Origin of the sequence: Janthinobacterium sp. PSPC1-1, from assembly GCF_049897625.1 — a bacterium.
Taxonomy (GTDB): Bacteria; Pseudomonadota; Gammaproteobacteria; order Burkholderiales; family Burkholderiaceae_D; genus Janthinobacterium; species Janthinobacterium tructae.
Genome location: NZ_JAFCWP010000005.1, coordinates 44,522 through 60,585 on the forward strand (window position 1 = coordinate 44,522; position 16,064 = coordinate 60,585).

At 64.3% G+C, this 16,064-nt stretch carries 16 protein-coding genes; 2 read left to right on the top strand and 14 right to left on the bottom strand.

The genetic code is table 11. From position 1 onward, the window contains the following. The first annotated feature begins 133 nt into the window (after positions 1–133). The gene (locus tag ACP7EG_RS16830) at positions 134–1,102 is read left to right on the top strand and encodes an IS1595 family transposase (RefSeq protein ID WP_426088540.1); all 969 of its coding nucleotides are present in this window, start codon (positions 134–136) and stop codon (positions 1,100–1,102) included. Positions 1,103–1,159: 57 nt separating this feature from the next. Here the strand turns inward: ACP7EG_RS16830 and ACP7EG_RS16835 are convergent, their stop codons facing one another. The 12 genes from ACP7EG_RS16835 to gspG form a co-directional block, all read right to left on the bottom strand. Then, positions 1,160–1,642: an FxDxF family PEP-CTERM protein gene (locus ACP7EG_RS16835; RefSeq protein ID WP_426088541.1), complete on the bottom strand. Its 483-nt coding sequence runs from the start codon at positions 1,640–1,642 to the stop codon at positions 1,160–1,162. A 226-nt stretch (positions 1,643–1,868) separates the two neighbouring features. Beyond that, on the bottom strand, positions 1,869–2,543 hold the full coding sequence (locus ACP7EG_RS16840; RefSeq protein ID WP_426088542.1) for a type II secretion system protein: 675 nt from the start codon (positions 2,541–2,543) through the stop codon (positions 1,869–1,871). A gap of 5 nt (positions 2,544–2,548) precedes the next feature. Next, positions 2,549–2,941 carry a type II secretion system protein gene (locus ACP7EG_RS16845; protein ID WP_071078876.1) on the bottom strand — a complete coding sequence of 131 codons (393 nt, stop codon included), beginning with the start codon at positions 2,939–2,941 and terminating at the stop codon, positions 2,549–2,551. Between the two features lie 3 nt (positions 2,942–2,944). Continuing rightward, entirely contained in the window at positions 2,945–3,436 is a 492-nt protein-coding gene (locus tag ACP7EG_RS16850) for a type II secretion system protein (RefSeq protein ID WP_426088543.1), read from the bottom strand. Beyond that, positions 3,433–5,466 carry a secretin N-terminal domain-containing protein gene (locus tag ACP7EG_RS16855; protein ID WP_426088824.1) on the bottom strand — a complete coding sequence of 678 codons (2,034 nt, stop codon included), beginning with the start codon at positions 5,464–5,466 and terminating at the stop codon, positions 3,433–3,435. Before ACP7EG_RS16855 ends, ACP7EG_RS16850 begins: the two co-directional genes overlap by 4 nt. Continuing rightward, complete coding sequence (locus ACP7EG_RS16860) at positions 5,466–5,987, bottom strand: hypothetical protein (RefSeq protein ID WP_426088544.1); 522 nt, start codon at positions 5,985–5,987, stop codon at positions 5,466–5,468. Before ACP7EG_RS16860 ends, ACP7EG_RS16855 begins: the two co-directional genes overlap by 1 nt. After that, positions 5,984–6,556, bottom strand: coding sequence for a hypothetical protein (locus tag ACP7EG_RS16865; RefSeq protein ID WP_426088545.1), 573 nt, complete (start codon positions 6,554–6,556; stop codon positions 5,984–5,986). The genes ACP7EG_RS16860 and ACP7EG_RS16865 overlap by 4 nt, the downstream gene beginning before the upstream one ends. Then, a complete protein-coding gene (locus ACP7EG_RS16870) occupies positions 6,553–7,101 on the bottom strand; it encodes a hypothetical protein (RefSeq protein WP_426088546.1) in 549 nt (182 codons plus the stop codon). Before ACP7EG_RS16870 ends, ACP7EG_RS16865 begins: the two co-directional genes overlap by 4 nt. After that, the gene (locus ACP7EG_RS16875) at positions 7,098–7,898 is read right to left on the bottom strand and encodes a hypothetical protein (RefSeq protein ID WP_426088547.1); all 801 of its coding nucleotides are present in this window, start codon (positions 7,896–7,898) and stop codon (positions 7,098–7,100) included. Before ACP7EG_RS16875 ends, ACP7EG_RS16870 begins: the two co-directional genes overlap by 4 nt. Positions 7,899–7,908: 10 nt before the next feature. Further along, on the bottom strand, positions 7,909–9,624 hold the full coding sequence (locus ACP7EG_RS16880) for a GspE/PulE family protein (RefSeq protein ID WP_426088548.1): 1,716 nt from the start codon (positions 9,622–9,624) through the stop codon (positions 7,909–7,911). Beyond that, positions 9,621–10,826 (bottom strand): type II secretion system F family protein, encoded by a 1,206-nt coding sequence (locus tag ACP7EG_RS16885; protein WP_426088549.1) that lies wholly within the window; start codon positions 10,824–10,826, stop codon positions 9,621–9,623. The genes ACP7EG_RS16880 and ACP7EG_RS16885 overlap by 4 nt, the downstream gene beginning before the upstream one ends. A gap of 35 nt (positions 10,827–10,861) precedes the next feature. Next, positions 10,862–11,305 carry a type II secretion system major pseudopilin GspG gene (gene gspG / locus ACP7EG_RS16890; protein WP_096234373.1) on the bottom strand — a complete coding sequence of 148 codons (444 nt, stop codon included), beginning with the start codon at positions 11,303–11,305 and terminating at the stop codon, positions 10,862–10,864. A 273-nt stretch (positions 11,306–11,578) separates the two neighbouring features. Between gspG and ACP7EG_RS16895 the strand changes: the two genes are divergently transcribed. Further along, positions 11,579–11,968, top strand: coding sequence for a protease inhibitor I9 family protein (locus ACP7EG_RS16895; RefSeq protein ID WP_426088550.1), 390 nt, complete (start codon positions 11,579–11,581; stop codon positions 11,966–11,968). Positions 11,969–12,066: 98 nt separating this feature from the next. Here ACP7EG_RS16895 and ACP7EG_RS16900 read toward each other — a convergent pair whose 3' ends face one another. Together ACP7EG_RS16900 and ACP7EG_RS16905 are read right to left on the bottom strand one after the other, a co-directional pair. Next, positions 12,067–12,717 (bottom strand): NF038129 family PEP-CTERM protein, encoded by a 651-nt coding sequence (locus ACP7EG_RS16900; protein WP_426088551.1) that lies wholly within the window; start codon positions 12,715–12,717, stop codon positions 12,067–12,069. 10 nt (positions 12,718–12,727) lie between these two features. Continuing rightward, positions 12,728–15,751: an ExeM/NucH family extracellular endonuclease gene (locus tag ACP7EG_RS16905; RefSeq protein ID WP_426088552.1), complete on the bottom strand. Its 3,024-nt coding sequence runs from the start codon at positions 15,749–15,751 to the stop codon at positions 12,728–12,730. Positions 15,752–16,064: the final 313 nt, after the last annotated feature.

Here is a 16,064-nt window from a genome sequence, read left to right on the forward strand (position 1 = left end):
CATCGGCAGGACTCCCCGTGCAATGTGGCGGGGCGAAAAAAAAGGCTCTGTCATCGGTAAGTAGGGTAAATGCTGGAATCTTCCTTTGACAGTGCTGTCTGACTCTGCATACTCACCTGACAAGGAGCAGATCATGCGGCCAGCCGAATGGATCAGCTTTATCGCCCAGTTTGCGCAGTTGAACCGACGCCAGCGGCAGGCTGGAATGGCCCTGCTGCGTGGCAACGCCCCACATGACACGACCGTCACGCTGCTGGAAAGTGTGGCGCAGCCGCGATTGGCGTGTCCCGCCTGCCACTCGCCTCACCTGCACCGGCATGGCCATGCACACGGCTTGCAACGCTACCGCTGCGTGCCGTGCGGGCGTACCTTTAATGCCTTGACGGGCACGCCGCTGGCCCGCCTGCGTCACAAGGCGCTATGGATCGAGTATGCCGATTGTCTGCTCGACTCCGCCTCAGTGCGCCAGGCCGCTCAGCAGCTAGGACTGCACCGCAACACCACCTTTCGCTGGCGCCACCGTTTTTTAACGATCGCCAAGACGGACCGGCCGCATGGCCTGCACGGCATCGCCGAGGCCGACGAGTTATATCTTCTGGAATCGGAAAAGGGGGCGAGGCAGATGACGCGTCCGGCCCGCCACCGGGGCGGCCATGCCCGCCAACGCGGCATTTCCAATGAGCAGGTCTGCATCCTGGTGGCGCGCGACCGCACCGGGCAGACCCTCGATTTTGTCACGGGCAAAGGGGCGTTGACGAAGGCGCAGTTACACCATTGTTTATTGCCCGCCATCGACAAGGATGTTTTGCTGGTGACCGATGGCCATGCCGCCTACCGGGCCTTCGCCAAGGAGGCGGGTATCAGCCATCAGGCCGTCAACTTGCGCGCCGGCATCCGCGCGCGGGGCGCCGCCCATGTGCAGAACGTCAATGCATATCATCGCCGCCTGCGGGACTGGCTGAGGCCGTTTCACGGCGTGGCGACGCGTTACCTGCCGAATTACCTGGGATGGCGCTGGATACTCGACGCCGGGCGCATCCGCTCACCAGAAACGTTATTGAAAGCAACGGTGGGAGCATTCCCACATCTGACGGTGACATAGCCAAAAAAAACCCGCCGAATATGCGGGCGGGTTTGGCGATACGACAAGACAGCGTGATCAGACTGCCTTTTTTGCGGCACGGCGACGCGCCATGAAGCCCAACAGGCCCAGGCCGCCCAGCAGCATGCCATAGGTTGCTGGCTCAGGCACGGCGCTGACGCTGTACGTCCCCGTGTAATTGCCGCCAGCCAAGGCGTTACCGTACAGTTGCAGTTTGAACGGACCGACACCGGTGTATTCCACGCCAAAGAAACGCAGGCTGCCAATCGATAATGATTCACCCAGCTTGCCGTTCAAGTTCGATTTCAGCGCATTAAACGAAAGGTTCTGGCCGGTAATCGACAAGCCGATGTTGTACTTGCCAGCACCCAAGCCGTTGAGGAAGATTTCATCCAGGCCGCCGGACAGGATGCCATTGCCAACGACGGCGTTGAAGGCATGCGCGCCGCCATCAGCACTAACATTGATGACTTGATCGCCTGCAGAAGCACTGAACGACGCCGCAGCCAGAATGCCGGCAGCGATAAATTTCAATTTCATAGTTTATCCCTTAAAAATTAATTTATGGCTGCGATGCGCAGGCCACCAATAGTTTTAGTACTGAAAGTACTGAACAGAATGGTAGCATAAATACATCTAATTACTTATAAATATTTTATCTAAGTTTCATCGGTGATAACCATTTACGGACTGAACTATTTGCCTGTATCGAGCACTTTCCATAGGTAAATAATTCCGCACGCGTCGTCCCGCTGCCAGCCACCCGCTATCGGGGCACTGGCACTGCGGCTGCGTCGCCTGGCAGCTCGGCCGGAGCCTGAAGCTGGGGCGTTTCTGGCGGCGCGTCTTCTTGCTGCGCAGAAATAGGTTGGGGAAATAACGATGGTGGCAGTGCGGCAGCACCGCCTGGCGATCGTGCGGCCGATTCATTTTCCAGGCCGGCTTCCCCAGCCTGCGCCGCCGGCTGGAGCGCTTGTGCGTCGACCATGAAATGCCATTCCGACAGCCGCGCCTTGCCGTCGAAGCCGGCAAACCGGGCCTCGAAGTTCCCTACTTTCAACGCTGCGGCCGGCGACAGGCTATGCACGCCGATGATGCCATTACTGCCGGGCTGGTACAGCAAGCCCCACTCGGCACGCCCCGTGATGGGGTCGACATACAGCTTGCGCAGATGGCGGCGCAGCTGCGGCACGCGGGGGTCGCGCAGCAAGGCGGAAAGCGTCGGCGGCTGCTGCGGTTGCCCCGGGGGCGTGGCGGCGGCATAACTGCGCAGGGCATCGGAAAACTGCGCGCCGATGTCGAGCAGCTCCTGCTCGGCCGCCTGGCGCTGCAGCAGGGAACCCATCTTCAGGCCGGCCGCGCCCACCAAGCCCAGGATGGCCACCAGGATGATCAGCCCAAGGTAAGTGAAGCCGCGCTGGCGGTGCGCACGAGCATGCATCGCAGCTACCAGTCGGCAAACGGCGTGCCGTTGCGATCCTTGCCAGGCGCGCCGCTCTTGACGTCATACACCTGGCCCGGCGTTTCGTCAGGCGGCGCTACGATCAGCCATGTCGATTCGCTCTCCGTGATCGGGTCGATGGGCATGGCGCGCAGGTATTTCTTGTCCACCAGTTGCTCCAGGGTATCAGGATAGCGGCCCGTATCGCCGTGGTACTGGTCGATGGTGATGCGCAGATTGCGCAAGTTGTCCGCCAGCACGGTTTCCTTGGCCTTGTCCAGGCTGGGAAAATAGCGCGGCACGGCCAGGGTCAGCAGCAGCGCCACGATGCCCAGCACCACCAGCAGTTCGATCAGGGTAAAGCCGCGCGCGCGCGCAGCATGGTTATCGGCAGCCATGGTTCACCATAAGCGGTAAGGCACATTGTTCAGGCCAGTCTTGCTGGACGTGCAATACACATCGTAGACGTCCTCCCCCTCGCGCGGCTCGGTCGCCTCGCTGGCGTAGCTGCGCCGGCCCCACGTCTGCGCATCGCTGAGGCTGGCATCGGCATTGAACGGGTCGCGCGGCACGCGGCGCAGGAAGAACATCTTGCTGCGTTTCGGGTTGCGCTGGTCCGGCACGCCCTCAACCAGCACTTCCAGGCTTTTCGGGTAGCCGCTGGCGTCCGTGACGCGCACGATGCGTCCTTCGTCGCCGGCGCGCTTGTACGCGTCCAGAGCCTGGCGGATATCGCGCAAGGCGCGCCGCAAATCCTGCTCCTGGCGCCGCTGCATGGCCACCTGCGTGACGGGCACCACCAGCGTGGCCAGCACGCCCAGAATGGCCAGGGTCACCAGCAGCTCGATCAGGCTGAAGCCACCCTGCCCCTTCCGGGCACGCGCCAGCCTCATTTGGCGGGTGGCTGCGCCACCGGCACGGGCTGGCCGGACGACAGCGGCAAGGGCGCCATCGGCAGCGGCATGGGCTGGCCCGAGGACAGCGGCAGCGGCGAGGCCGCAGGCGTTTCGGGCGATGGCATCACCTCTGGCGAGGCCACCGTCTGCGGCAGCGTCTGCGGCACCTGGCCCGGCACCATCAGCGGCTGCGGCGCCACCGCCTGCATACCGACGGCCGACGGGCCGGAACGCACGATCACCGTGCCCGGCATCTGCGTGGCTGCCTTGGCCGCCATGTCGGGACGGCGGCGAAAGCTGCCTTCCGTGCCGGCAGAAAATTCCGATTCCTTCGCTTCCGGACGCTGTACCGTGCGCACCAGGTGCGGCGTGATCGACAGCACGATCTCGGTCTTCTGGCTGTCATCCTTGCTGCTGCCGAACAGCCGCCCCAGCACGGGAATGTCGCCCAGGCCGGGCACCTTGTTGCCCGAGCTGCGCTCTTCGTTGTTGATCAGGCCCGCCAGCACCTGGTTTTCGCCATCCTTCAATTGCAGCATGGTCGAGGCCTGGCGCGTGCCGATCTGGTACAGGGTCGAGCCGCTTCTGGTGATGGTGGCCGCGCCCAGGTTGCTCACTTCGAGCGAAATGCGGATGCCCACCTCGTTATTCAGGTAGATGGTCGGTTCGGCGTTCACCGTCAGGCCCACGTCCAGGTAGCTGACGGATTCGGAAGCGAAGCCGCCCGTACCCGGCGAAATGGTGGTGGTCACCACGGGCACCCTGTCGCCGATGACGAACTTCGCCTTTTCGCGGTTGCGCACGCGGATGCGCGGGTTGGCCAGGATGTTCGCATCGCCGTCCTTCTTGTTGATGTTGGCCGTCACGGACAGGTCGCTCACGCCGAGAGTACGCTGGTTCAGATTATTCAAGTCACTGACGGTCAGCCCTACACCGCCCGAAGTGGAGAGCGGCGTCAGGGTCAGGCTTGTCGGCCAGGCCACGCCCAGCTCCAGCAGGCGGCTGCGCTTGACTTCGAGGATTTCCAGCTCCAGCACCACTTCCGCCTCGGGCACGTCCTGCAGCGCGATCAGGCGCTCGGCCAGGCGGATCGCTTCGGGCGTGTCGCGCACGATGACGAGGTTGAGCTTTTCATCGGCCACCACGTCGCGCGTCTTCAAAATGGTCTTGAGCGTGTTGGCCACCTGCTTGGCATCCGCGTTCGCCAGGAAGAAGGTCTTCACCAGCACTTCCTGGTACTCCTTCAATTTTGCCGCCACGTTCGGGTAAATCAAGATGGTGTTCGCATCCATCACCTGCTGCTCCAGCTGGTTCGTCACCAGCAGGAAGTAGATGGCCGATTCGACCGTGCTGTTCTTCAGGAAGATCGAGGTTTTCGCGTCCGCCTTGACGTCCTTGTCGAAGACAAAATTGAGGCCCGAGCGGCGCGCGATCAGTTCGAACACCTGTTTTAATGGCGCATCGCGGAACTCGATGCTGATCGGCTGCTTGTACGATTTGGCCAGGCCCGATTCGACGATAGGCGGCGCCGTCTTTTCATCGACTTCGCGCTGCAGCGCGCGCGCGCCCGCATGGTTAGGCTGCTCCGTCAGGATGGCGTTCAGGCGCTGGCGCGCCGGGTCGTATTGTTTTGCATCAAACGCCGTGCGTGCATCAGCCAGCAGTTTTCCCTGGCGCTGTTCACGCTCGAGCGCGCGCAAGCCGCTGTTGGCGCGCTCGTTCTGCGCATCGATTTCCAGCACGCCCAGAAAGCCCGCGCGCGCCAGCTCGCCCTGCCCCGTTTGCGCCTGACGCTCGGCCTGCTGCAGGCCGGTGCTGGTGGCCCGTTCGCGCGCCTGCAGGTACGCGCTGCGGTACTGCACGTTGCCGGGGTCCTGCTGCAGCGCTTCCTGCAGCTTTTGCAGGCCGGCCGGCACCTGGTTTTGCGCGATCAGCTCGCGCCCGTCGCGGTAGGCCTGCTGCCCGGCACAGCCGGACAGCAGCACCAGCAGTACCGGCAGCAGCGCCGATGAAAAGGAACGAGACATCACTCGAATACTCCAATGTTGAGCTGCTGAACCTGGTTCAACGGCAGGTAAGTGAGCGTCATGACGGGCGGCGCGATCGTCCCGACCCGGTAGGCGCCATCGATGACGGTATTGGCGCGCACGATATACGTCTTGTCGGCGCGCGACAGGAAGACTTCCCAGGCGCCATCGGCGGCCGCCTTGCCCAGATAGACGAACGGTAGCGGTGGCGCCATCGGCGGCGGTGGCGGCGGCGCGGCGCTGGCCACCATTTTCGGTGGCGGCGGAGCCCAGTTCTGGCTCTGGAAGACGCCATCGGCGCCGCCAAAGGTGTCGCCGTCCTCGCCCGCCACCTCGCTGCGCGGCAGCAACGCCAGGATGGCTGGCTGTACGACGGCAGGTCTGGCAGCGCGCTGGCGCGCTGGCGCCACGGTCCGCTCGACCGCCTCGGCCACCTCGGAGACGGGCTGGCGCTCGCCAAACAGCAGCAAGGCGCCCGCGCCCAGCACGCCGGCCAGCAGCAGGTAATGGCGCGGCGTCATGGTGCTTCTCCCGCGTCGCCATGCGTATCGGTCAGATACAACGTCAGGCGCAAACGCGCTTCGAGCTGCGTGTCGGCGATCTGCTCGCGGCGAAAACTCAGTTCGTCAAGCGAGGCGAACGGCATGGCGCGCAGCGCCTGCAGTGCAAACTGCCACACGGCCGCATAACTGCCCTTGAGTGGCAAGGTCACCTGGTAAGTGGCGACGCGGCTGGCCTTGTCGTAGCCACTCTTGTACTCGCCCTGCGCCAGCTGCAAGCCATTTTTCGCCGCCAGGTCGAACAGCAGCTTGACTTGCTGCTCGACGTGGCGCTGCTGGCCCAGCGTCGCATGGAAGCGCGCCAGGTTCTCGCTCGATGTCGCCACCGGTGCCGCAGCAACTGCGGCCAGCGAGGCCACCGGCAATGGACGCGCTTCCAGCTGCGCGGCCACGGCACGCTGCTGCCAGGCCCAGGCCCAGGCGACCACGCCCAGCACCAGCAAGGCCACGGCGATACAGGCGGGCGCGCCCACGCGGCGCAGCAGCAGTTGCGCGCGCAGGCGCAGCATCGCCAGGTCGATCGCCATCATGGCGCCCCCCAGCGTGCTTCCAACTGGAAGCGCAAGGGGCGGTTCGGGTCGAGTTCATTGATTTCATGGCGCAGCAGCTGCACGCGCACGCCAAACAGCTGCTGCCGCTTCAATTGCGCCACATACGCCACCATGGCGTCGCTGCCAGTCGTCTCGGCCGTGATCTTCAGCACGCGCTTGCGCGCGTCCGGCTCCAGCGCCAGCAGCGCGATGCCGGGCGGCGTGGCCGAGGCCAGCGCATCCTGCACGTCGCGCCACGGCAGATTCAGTTGCAGGATGGCCGCATTCACGGCCGCCGCCTGCGCCGGCGCAATCGGCACGATCGCCACGGGTGCCGGTCCCTGCGTGGCTTGCGCGACGCGCTGCTGCGCGCGCTGCAACTGCCCCTCGCGCAGTTGCTGGCGCTGCAGCGCGGCGCTGCCGCTGTACCCCGCCGTGGCGATCAGCGCCACGCCCAGCACCCCCGTGATCCATGCCCATGCGGGCACGCGGTGCAGGCTGCGGCGCCAGCCTGGTGGCGCGAAATCGATATCGAGGCGCGTCATGCCGCGCCTCCGCTGCAGGCCAGCCGGGCGGCCGGCGACAAGCTACCGTCCCCGTCTGGCGTGGAAAAAATCTGGCAGTGGAACTCTTTCGCCTGCGTCAGCCATGCGGGCGGCGGCGCGCCGCACAGCTGCAGCAGCACGGGCGCCGATACGCCTTGCAGCAGCGCCTCGCGCGCCAGTGTCTGCACCAGCCAGCCATGGCCGGCGTCCGAGGGCACGGGCAGTGCGCGCACGGCGCGCAGGCGGCCAGCGTGCCGTACGCCCAAGGTCAGGGTGTTCTCCTGCAACTGACCAAACCAGGCGTCCGGTTTCAACGCGCCGTGCCAGCGGTTCCAGTGGCGCACGAATTGCGGCGTGATGAAGATCAATGCCAGCTTGCGGTCCAGGGCCACGCGGGCAAGTTGCGCCAGCAGCGCGTGCGGCACGGCACAAAAAAACGGCGCGCGCGCGTCCCAGGCGTGGCTGCTTTGCCACAGGCCGGGAGGATCGCCATACAGCGACTGGAAACGCAGCGCGGCGGCAGCCTCGATATCGGCCAGGCGCGTGGCGCCTTGCGGCAGGTCAACCTGCCACAGGCGCGCCAACGCATCGTCGAGCACCACGGACAAGGGCCAGCGCGCGTATTGTCCAGCTTCCAGCACCTGCTCCAGGGCCTGTCCCAGGGCGGCAAAGTCGCCATGCAGGCCGGTGTCAGGCACATACGCGACCTCGCGCAGCAGGGTCCATGCCGGTGCGCGCCAGCGACTGGTGCGCCACAGGCTGACGCTGCCCGCCGCTACGCCCAGGCGCAAACCCATTCCAAAACTTCTACGCATGCAGGGTGACCCTCTTGATTTCCGTGATGGTGGTGGCGCCCCGCCTGACCAGTTCCAGCGCCGCCAGGCGCAGGCTGCGCGTGCCGTTCGCATACGCGGCCGCCTTGATCTGGCGGATCGGTTTTTTGTCGACGATCAGTTCGCGGATTTCATCGGTCAGCACGAGGATTTCGGCGATCGAGCGGCGTCCCTTGTAGCCCGTGCCGCGGCAGTCGCCACAGCCCTTGCCCTGCTTGAATTCATATGCATCAACGTCGGCGCGCGCCAGCCCAACGCTGGCCAGCTCACCATCGTCCGGCGTGTACGGCGTGGCGCAGTGGGGGCAATTGGTGCGAATCAGGCGCTGCGCCCAGATGCCGTTCAAGGCCGAGACAAACGCATACGGGTCGATGCCCATGTGGGTAAAACGGCCGAACACGTCGAACACATTATTCGCGTGCACGGTGGTGAGCACGAGGTGGCCCGTCAGGGCCGACTGCACGGCGATCTCCGCCGTCTCGCGGTCGCGGATTTCGCCCACCATGATCTTGTCGGGGTCGTGGCGCAGGATCGAGCGCAAGCCCTTGGCAAAGGTCAGTCCCTTCTTTTCATTCACGGGTATCTGCAAAATGCCGGGCAGCTGGTATTCGACGGGGTCTTCGATGGTGATGATCTTTTCGCGCCCGTTATGGATTTCCGTCAGCGCCGCATATAAAGTCGTGGTCTTGCCCGACCCCGTGGGACCGGTGACAAGCAGCATGCCGTAGGCTTCCTGTGCCAGCGCGCGCAACGCTTCGAGCGATTGGGCGTCAAAGCCCAGCGCTTCGAGCGTCAGCGCGCCGTACGCCTCGATCATGGCGCGCTTGTCGAGAATGCGGATGACGGCGTCCTCGCCATGGATGCTGGGCATGATGGAGACGCGCAAATCGATTTCGCGCCCGCCCGCCTCGACGCGAAAACTGCCATCCTGCGGCACGCGGCGCTCCGCGATATCGAGTTCGGCCAGCACTTTCAGGCGCGAGATGATGTGTTCGGCCACTTCGATGCCGTTGACCGAAGTGGCGTGATCGAGCACGCCGTCGACGCGGTACTTGACGGCCAGGCCGCCGGCCGTGCTTTCCAGGTGGATGTCCGAGGCGCCCGCCTTCAGCGCGTCGTACAGGGTCGAGTTGACCAGCTTGACGGCGGGGCTGGCCGCTTCCGACACGCTGGCGAACGACAGCACGGCGGCCGTCTTGCCGTCGCGGCGCGCATCGTTCGCTGCGCCGGGCAGCAGGTTGTCGACGGCGCGCGCCGATTCTTCCTGCTTCGACAGGTAGGCGCCGATGTCGGCCTGCAGCGCCAGGCGCACAGTCAAGCTGGCCTGTCCCGCGCGCGCGCCCAGCCAGGTTTGCAGGTCGAGGTCGAACGGGTCGGCGATCACGCCCACCAGTTGGCCATCGGCGGCGCGCAGCAGCACGCTGTGGCGCGCCAGCGCCTGCGACAGCGGCAGCAGGTCGAAGGCAGGAGAAAATGCCAGCATGTCGGTTGTCTCCAGCACGGCCAGACCGAAGGGGCGCGCCAGTTCGCGCACCACCTGGCGCGCCTCGATGCCGCTCAGTTGCTGCAATTCCTCGACCAGGCTGCGCTTCGATTGCCGGCACAGGGCGCGCGCGCGCTGCATCAGCGCAGCGTCGATGGTATGGCCGGGCACGATGGGCGCGATGGATTCGGGACTGGTGTGCATCATGAAATATCGCCGGCAAGGTCAAAGATGGGCATGTACAGCAGAATCACGATGGCGCCCACGATCAGGCCGATGGCGGCCATCAGCAGCGGCTCGAAGGTGCGCGTGAAGCGGTCGATCCAGCGGCTGATTTCACCGTCGTAAAAGGCCGCCGACTGCGTCAGCATGGGGCCCATGTCGCCCGTGCGCTCACCCACGCGCAGCATGCGCAGGGAAATGGGCGTCGTTAGTTGATGCTGTTCAAAGGCCGACGATAGCGGCTGGCCCGCCTCGATGGCCGCGCGCGCCTGGCGCAACGACGCCTGCATGCGCGGCGAGACCATCGCTTGCACGGTGGAAATTGCCTGCACGATGGTGATGCCGCCTTCTGCCAGCATGCCCAGCGTCAGGTACAGGCGCGACAATTCATAGATGCGCACGCGCTCGCCGATGCCGGGCAGCTTTGCCAGCAGGCGCGCCACGCCGCCGTTGCGCAGCACGCGGCGCACGGCGGTCAGCAACACGCTGCCGGCCAGCGCCAGCGCCAGCAGCAGGACCAGGCCGTGTTCGGTGACGAACTGGCCCCAGCTGAGCATGACTTGCGACATCCACGGCAAATTGCGCCCGGCGCCCTGGTAAACCTCGGCAAAGCGCGGCACGACATAGGTGATCAGGAAGGCGCTGACGCCACCGCCCACGGCCAGCAGGATGGCGGGATAGATGGCGGCGCTGACGATTTTTGAGCGCACCGCATCGATGCGCTGCTGGTAGTCGATATAGCGCGACAGCGCGCGCGGCAAGTCGCTCGTGCCTTCGGCCGCCTTGACGATGCCGATGTAGAGCGGTGGAAACAGTTCGGCCTGCTCTGCCAGCACGGCGGAAAAACGCTTGCCTTCGCGCAAGCCTTCCAGCAGGCGCGTGAGCACGCTGCGCGTGGCCGGTGCCGCTTCCTTTTCCAGCAGGGCTTCGAGCGCCTCGACGATGCCCAGACCCGCTGTCAATAGCGCCAGCAATTCCTGGCTGAACAGCAACAGGGGCAGCGCGCGCGCGCGCTGGCGTCCGGCCGCGCTGAACGGAGTGGCCCGCAGCGGCCGGATGGCGCTGACAAACAGGCCCCGCGCCTCGGCCTGGCGGCGCGCGTGCGCTTCGTCGCGCGCGTCAATCACGCAGGTCGACAAGGTGGCCGCTGCCTGGTCCGTGGAGAGCGCGCGAACTTCAAACTGCATGATGGCGTATCCGTGAGGGAGGAGTGGCGCTGGCGCTATTGCGCGCTGATGTCGGCGTTCTCGCCGCTGCCACCGGGCTGGCCATCCTTGCCCATCGAGACGATGTCGTACTCGCCCTTGCTGCCGGGCGCGCGGTATTGATAGGCATGGCCCCAGGGGTCGAGCGGCACGGCCTTTTTCAGGTACGGTCCATTCCAGCGCGTGCCGGCAGCCGGCGGCGCCACCAGCAGTGCGCCCAGGCCTTCTTCCGTGGTCGGGTAGCGCCCCACGTCGAGGCGATAGGTATCGAGCGACTTTTCAAACGCCTCGATCTGCGCCTTGGCCACCGTCACTTCCGATTTGCCCAGCTGGGCAAAATACTTGGGGCCGACATACGCCGCCAGCAAGCCGATGATCACGATGACGACCAATAATTCGAGCAATGTAAAACCACGCGCACCGCGCGCTGCTGCCAAGTTATGCCTGTGTGCTGCTTGCATCCGCTAACTCCCTCTTGCCTGCCTTCGACATTGCCCCCCCATGCGCAGCTGATGGCCGCACGCAGGAGTGACACGCTTGCCTGATGCATATCAGGCTACCATGCCGCTTATGGTTAATACAATCTTTTCTTTGTATTGTAAATAACAAAACTTCAGCAAAAAGCCTGAACTTGCGCAAAACGCCATGTTGCGCCGCGCGCGCCGCCTGCCGCGCAGCACGCGTACAATCAGTGCACGGGTGGCATGCCGCCGCCGCGAACCGAAGGAGTACGCATGTCCGCATTCCATCTGAGTCTGGCCATTCTCGCTGGCGCCGTGGCGCAGCCGGCAGGCGCATCGGCCGCCCCCGCGCGCCAGGCGTATATTGTGCAATTACCCGTGCAATTGCCGGCAGCGGCGCCAACGGCTGCCGCGCCAGGCGCGGCGCAGCGCGAAGCCAGGGCAACGCAGGCCGAGGCGCAACGGCGCGCCGTGCTGGCGCTGGTGCCCGAGGCCAGCGTGCAACACCACTACACGGCCACGCTGAACGGCTTTGCCGCCCTGCTCACGCCAGCCGAGGTCAAGCGCCTGCGCGCCAGCCCCCTCGTCGCGCGCGTCTCGCCCAGCACTGAAGAGCATGTCAATGACAGGGGCGCGCGCAGCGTGCCCGATGCGCAGCGCTGATGCCTGGCCCGGGCCGGCAGAGCCGGTGCGACAAGCAATAATTGAATAAAAAACACAGCGCAGGGCATGCGCTGTGTCTGGACGTGCAACGCCGGTGCTTACGCCGGTACTGACGCCGCTGGCAGGCGCTGGCGGCGGCGCAAGGCAAAGCCGATCAATGCCAGGCCGCCCGTCAGCATCATCCATTCCGAGGCTTCCGGCACGGCCGATATCGACGCGATGCTGGCATAGGTGCTGCCGGCGATGCTGGCGGGCAAGCCGCCGTTGACCGGCGTCAGTTCGAACTGCACCAGATTGCCATTCACATTGCCCAGGTATGAACCGGCGCTGGCGTCGAGCAAGCCCACGCCAAAGGTCGTGCCCGCGTTGCCGGCCGTGTTCAGGAAGTCGCCGCCAAAGGCCACGTTGAAGGCGAACTTGCCGCCCAGGGTCACGTTGTGAAACCAGTCGTTGTAGGCGCCGCTATTGCCGAAGGTCAAGGTGCCCGGCACGCTGCCGCTGACATTGCCTTCCTGCGATTCGAGCGCGCCAAAGGCGCCCGAGAAGTTGCTCAAGGTGGCGCTGGCGCCCGGTGCGGGGCTGTTGCCGGCGATAAAGGCAAAGTCGAGGAAGCCGGCGCCGGAAAACTGGCTGGTGTCGATTTCCACGTGGTAACTGAGCGTGTTCGCCAGCGCCAGGCTGGAGCTGCCAGCAAGCAAGGCGGCCAGCACGGCGTGGCGCAAGGTACGGTTGAGTGTCGTTGCAAACATGGTGATGTCCTTAGAAGTTGCCGGCGAAAATGCTGGCCGAGTAGTTGATCGTCACTTTCGACGGATTGCTGAAACTGACGACAAACGAAGCCGTCGCACCTGGCGCCAGGCTGGCCGCGTTGACGCTGACATACGCGGCGCCTGCATGGCTGCCCGTGGCGTTGGCCAGGGTCACGCCAGCCGGCAAGGCGCCAAACACCACCTGGAACGGGCCGCTGAGCGTGCTCGTGCCCGTGTTGGTGAAGGCAAACGTCCCCGTGTATTTCTGCGTCACGCGGTTATACGCCAGGCCGGAGCTGGCTTGCGCCACGGCGGCCGTGATGTCGCGGTAGGCTGGCTGCAAGTCCAGGCTGACGACGACGGGGTCGTGGTCCGAGGCGCGGTACGGCAAGGCGTTGTACAAGTCTTGCGGCTTGGCCGCATCGATGTTGTAGTCGATCACTTCCGGCTCGTCGGCATTGACATGCCACTCAGCAACACCGGCCACTTGCGGGCTCAGCGCGGCGCTGGCCAGCGCATGGTCGAGGTAGCCGCTCTGGCCGCCAAACACATACGAATACGGCATGCCGGACGGGCGCACGAAACGTTCGAGTTCATTGACGAAGCCGGCGCCAGTGATGACCTGGATCGGGTCTTCCGCGCCATACGAATTGAGGTCGCCGATGACCAGCACGTCCGCGTCGCCGGCAGCGGCTGCCACTTGCGGCACGAAACTGCCCACCAGCCGCTGCGCCTGCTGCACGCGCGTGGCATTCCAGCAACTCTGGCTATCGTTGTTGTCCGCGTCCGGCCCGCCCGACGGGCAGCTGCCCTTCGATTTCAAGTGATTGACGATCAGCGAGAATTTCTCGCCATTGCCGGCGCGGAAGGTTTGCGCCATCGGCGGACGGTTGTTGATGGCATTGGCATCCGACAAGGCGCCGCCCACCAGGCCCAGCTTGGCCGGCTTGTAGATCATCGCCACGCGGATGGCATCCGTACCGGTCGCGGCCGGTTTCGGCACCACGGCATAGCTCACGCCGCCGATGGCCGCATTCAGTTGCTCGACCAGGTAGGTGACGGCTGTCTCGCCATTGTTCTGGATTTCCATCAAGCCCACCACGTCGGCATCGATGGCTTTGAGTTCGGCGACGATCTTGTCGCGCTGGCGCACGAATTCAGCCAGGTTGTCGGCACCGCGGCAATTGCTCTTGCTTGTCGACGCGCCCAGGGTACAGCCCTGTCCCGTCTGGCCAAACACGTTGCTGCCATTCGTGAAGGTCGTGAAGAAATTGAGCACATTGGCGCTGGCCACCTTGACGTTACCAGTAGGCAATTCCGGGCTGGCCGCACGCGGATTGTCGCGCGAAAACTGCGGCACTTGCGTCGGCTGCAGTTTGTACGCGGCGCCGCCACCGCCGATGGCACCAAAGTCGACCACGCCCGTCAGGTCGGCGACCGTATCGCCACTGCGCACGGTGCCATCCTGGCCGATGTACGGTATCGTCGGCGGTGCAACGAAGATGCCATCATCGAGCACGATCAGGTTGTTCGCATTGGCCGCGATCAAGGCTTGCGCTTCGTTTGATCCGGCTGGGTAGCGGTTGGTCGGCACTTCGCGCCGTCCGGCCGACAGGCTCAGCTCGCCGCGCGCGCCCAGGTAGGCGTTCTGCGACACGGTCAAAGGCTGCGTGAAGCGCACCAGCATGCCTTCCACGGCCGCCAGATTGGCGTCAGGCAAGGTCACATTCGTCGGCACAACGGCGTGGCCGGCGCTTTGCGTGAGGATGGCCGTCACGTCTTTCAATTCCGTGTAGGAATTCTTTGCGCCCGTGGGCGTGTATTCAAACACCGTACCCGTCACGCGCACCAGTTCGCCTGGCTGCACCGTGGTGCCGGTATTGCCCGTGTAGACAAAGATGCCGTCCGAAGTCGACGGGTCGCCGTCGCCGGCCGCATCCTGGATGAAGAAGCCGGTGCCCACTTTCAGTGTCACCACGCCTTCGGTAGTCTGCACGGAATTGGCGTACGGGCTGGCTGCGCCGCTGCCCTGGATTTGCGGAATCGTATGGCTGATGGCGGCCAGGCCCTGCACGGCCACGTCCACCTTGCACGAAGCTGTCTGCTGCTGGTCGTTGCTGAAACTGACGATGACGGGGTAATTACCCACCGGCACGCCAGCGGCCACCAGCAGGCTCACGCTGGCGCTTTCGCCAGCCACGCCGGCAGCGCTGAAACTGGCCAGGCTGATGCCGGCCACGGCGGGCGAACTCACGATGGCGGCATTCACGACGCCATCGACGTCGGAAGCGCGCAGCACGGCGTTGCCGCCATTGCCCACGGCCAAGGCCAGGCTGGCGGGGCAGTTGGTGATAATCTGGTGCACCACGGGGCCGCCACAGGCATTGCGCGGCGAGGCCGTGTTGCGCGGCGTCACGCTGCCGCTGGCGAAGTCCAAGCCATTGTCGTCCGTATCGCTGCAGCCGCCGTTCGCGCGCGCAATCGACAGGGTGTTCGATGGCGCGGGCGCCACATTGCCCTCGAAACCGTTGGCCGTACCGAAGCCGACCAGGTCGATGACGGCTGCGCCCGTCGGGTTGGCCAGCGTTTGCGCCGTCTTGCTATTGCTCAACAACACCTTGCCCGCCGTGCCCGACATGGCCAGGCTGCCCGAGGCATCGGGCGTGGGCAAGTCCTGCGTGCCGCCCGCGCCCTTGGCTTGCTGCACCAGCAAATACTGGCCTGCTTGCAAATCGATAGCCGGCAAGGCCGTCACTGCCCAGTTGTTGCCGGCGGCGGAGGCATATTGCACGCTCCAGTTGCTCAGGTTCACGGGACTGGCGCCACGGTTGAACAATTCAATGAAATCGTTGCGATACAGCGCCCCCGTATTGCCGCCACCGCCATACACCTGGCTGATGACGATATCGGAAGCGGCCAGTGCCGGTATGCCCAACGACGACAGCAAGCCGGCCATGAGGCTCAGGCGCCACGGCGCGGCGCGCAGGGACAGTCCGGGCAATGCAGGGCGAGCCGGCGTGTAACTATTCTTCATAAAAATTCCTGGTGGCAATTAAAGTTCCGGCCTGCCAATACAAGCAGGCGGCGCTGAATTTATGGCAACAACATTGGTCAATTAAATAGTCTTTTTACTATTGAGTCATAGTAATATTCAAGCGTGACAGCTTGATGACAAAAGTTGACGGGAATGCATGCACTTTGCACGTACAGGAATGACAAGCTGGTCTATCACACACTATTTTGTTGCATAAAAGTATGCATAAATGTATGAAATGATAATAAAAATAAGCTATGGGAAATTGCGTAGAGTACAAGTATGTTACCATTTGCTTGCGCTAGGTAAACAG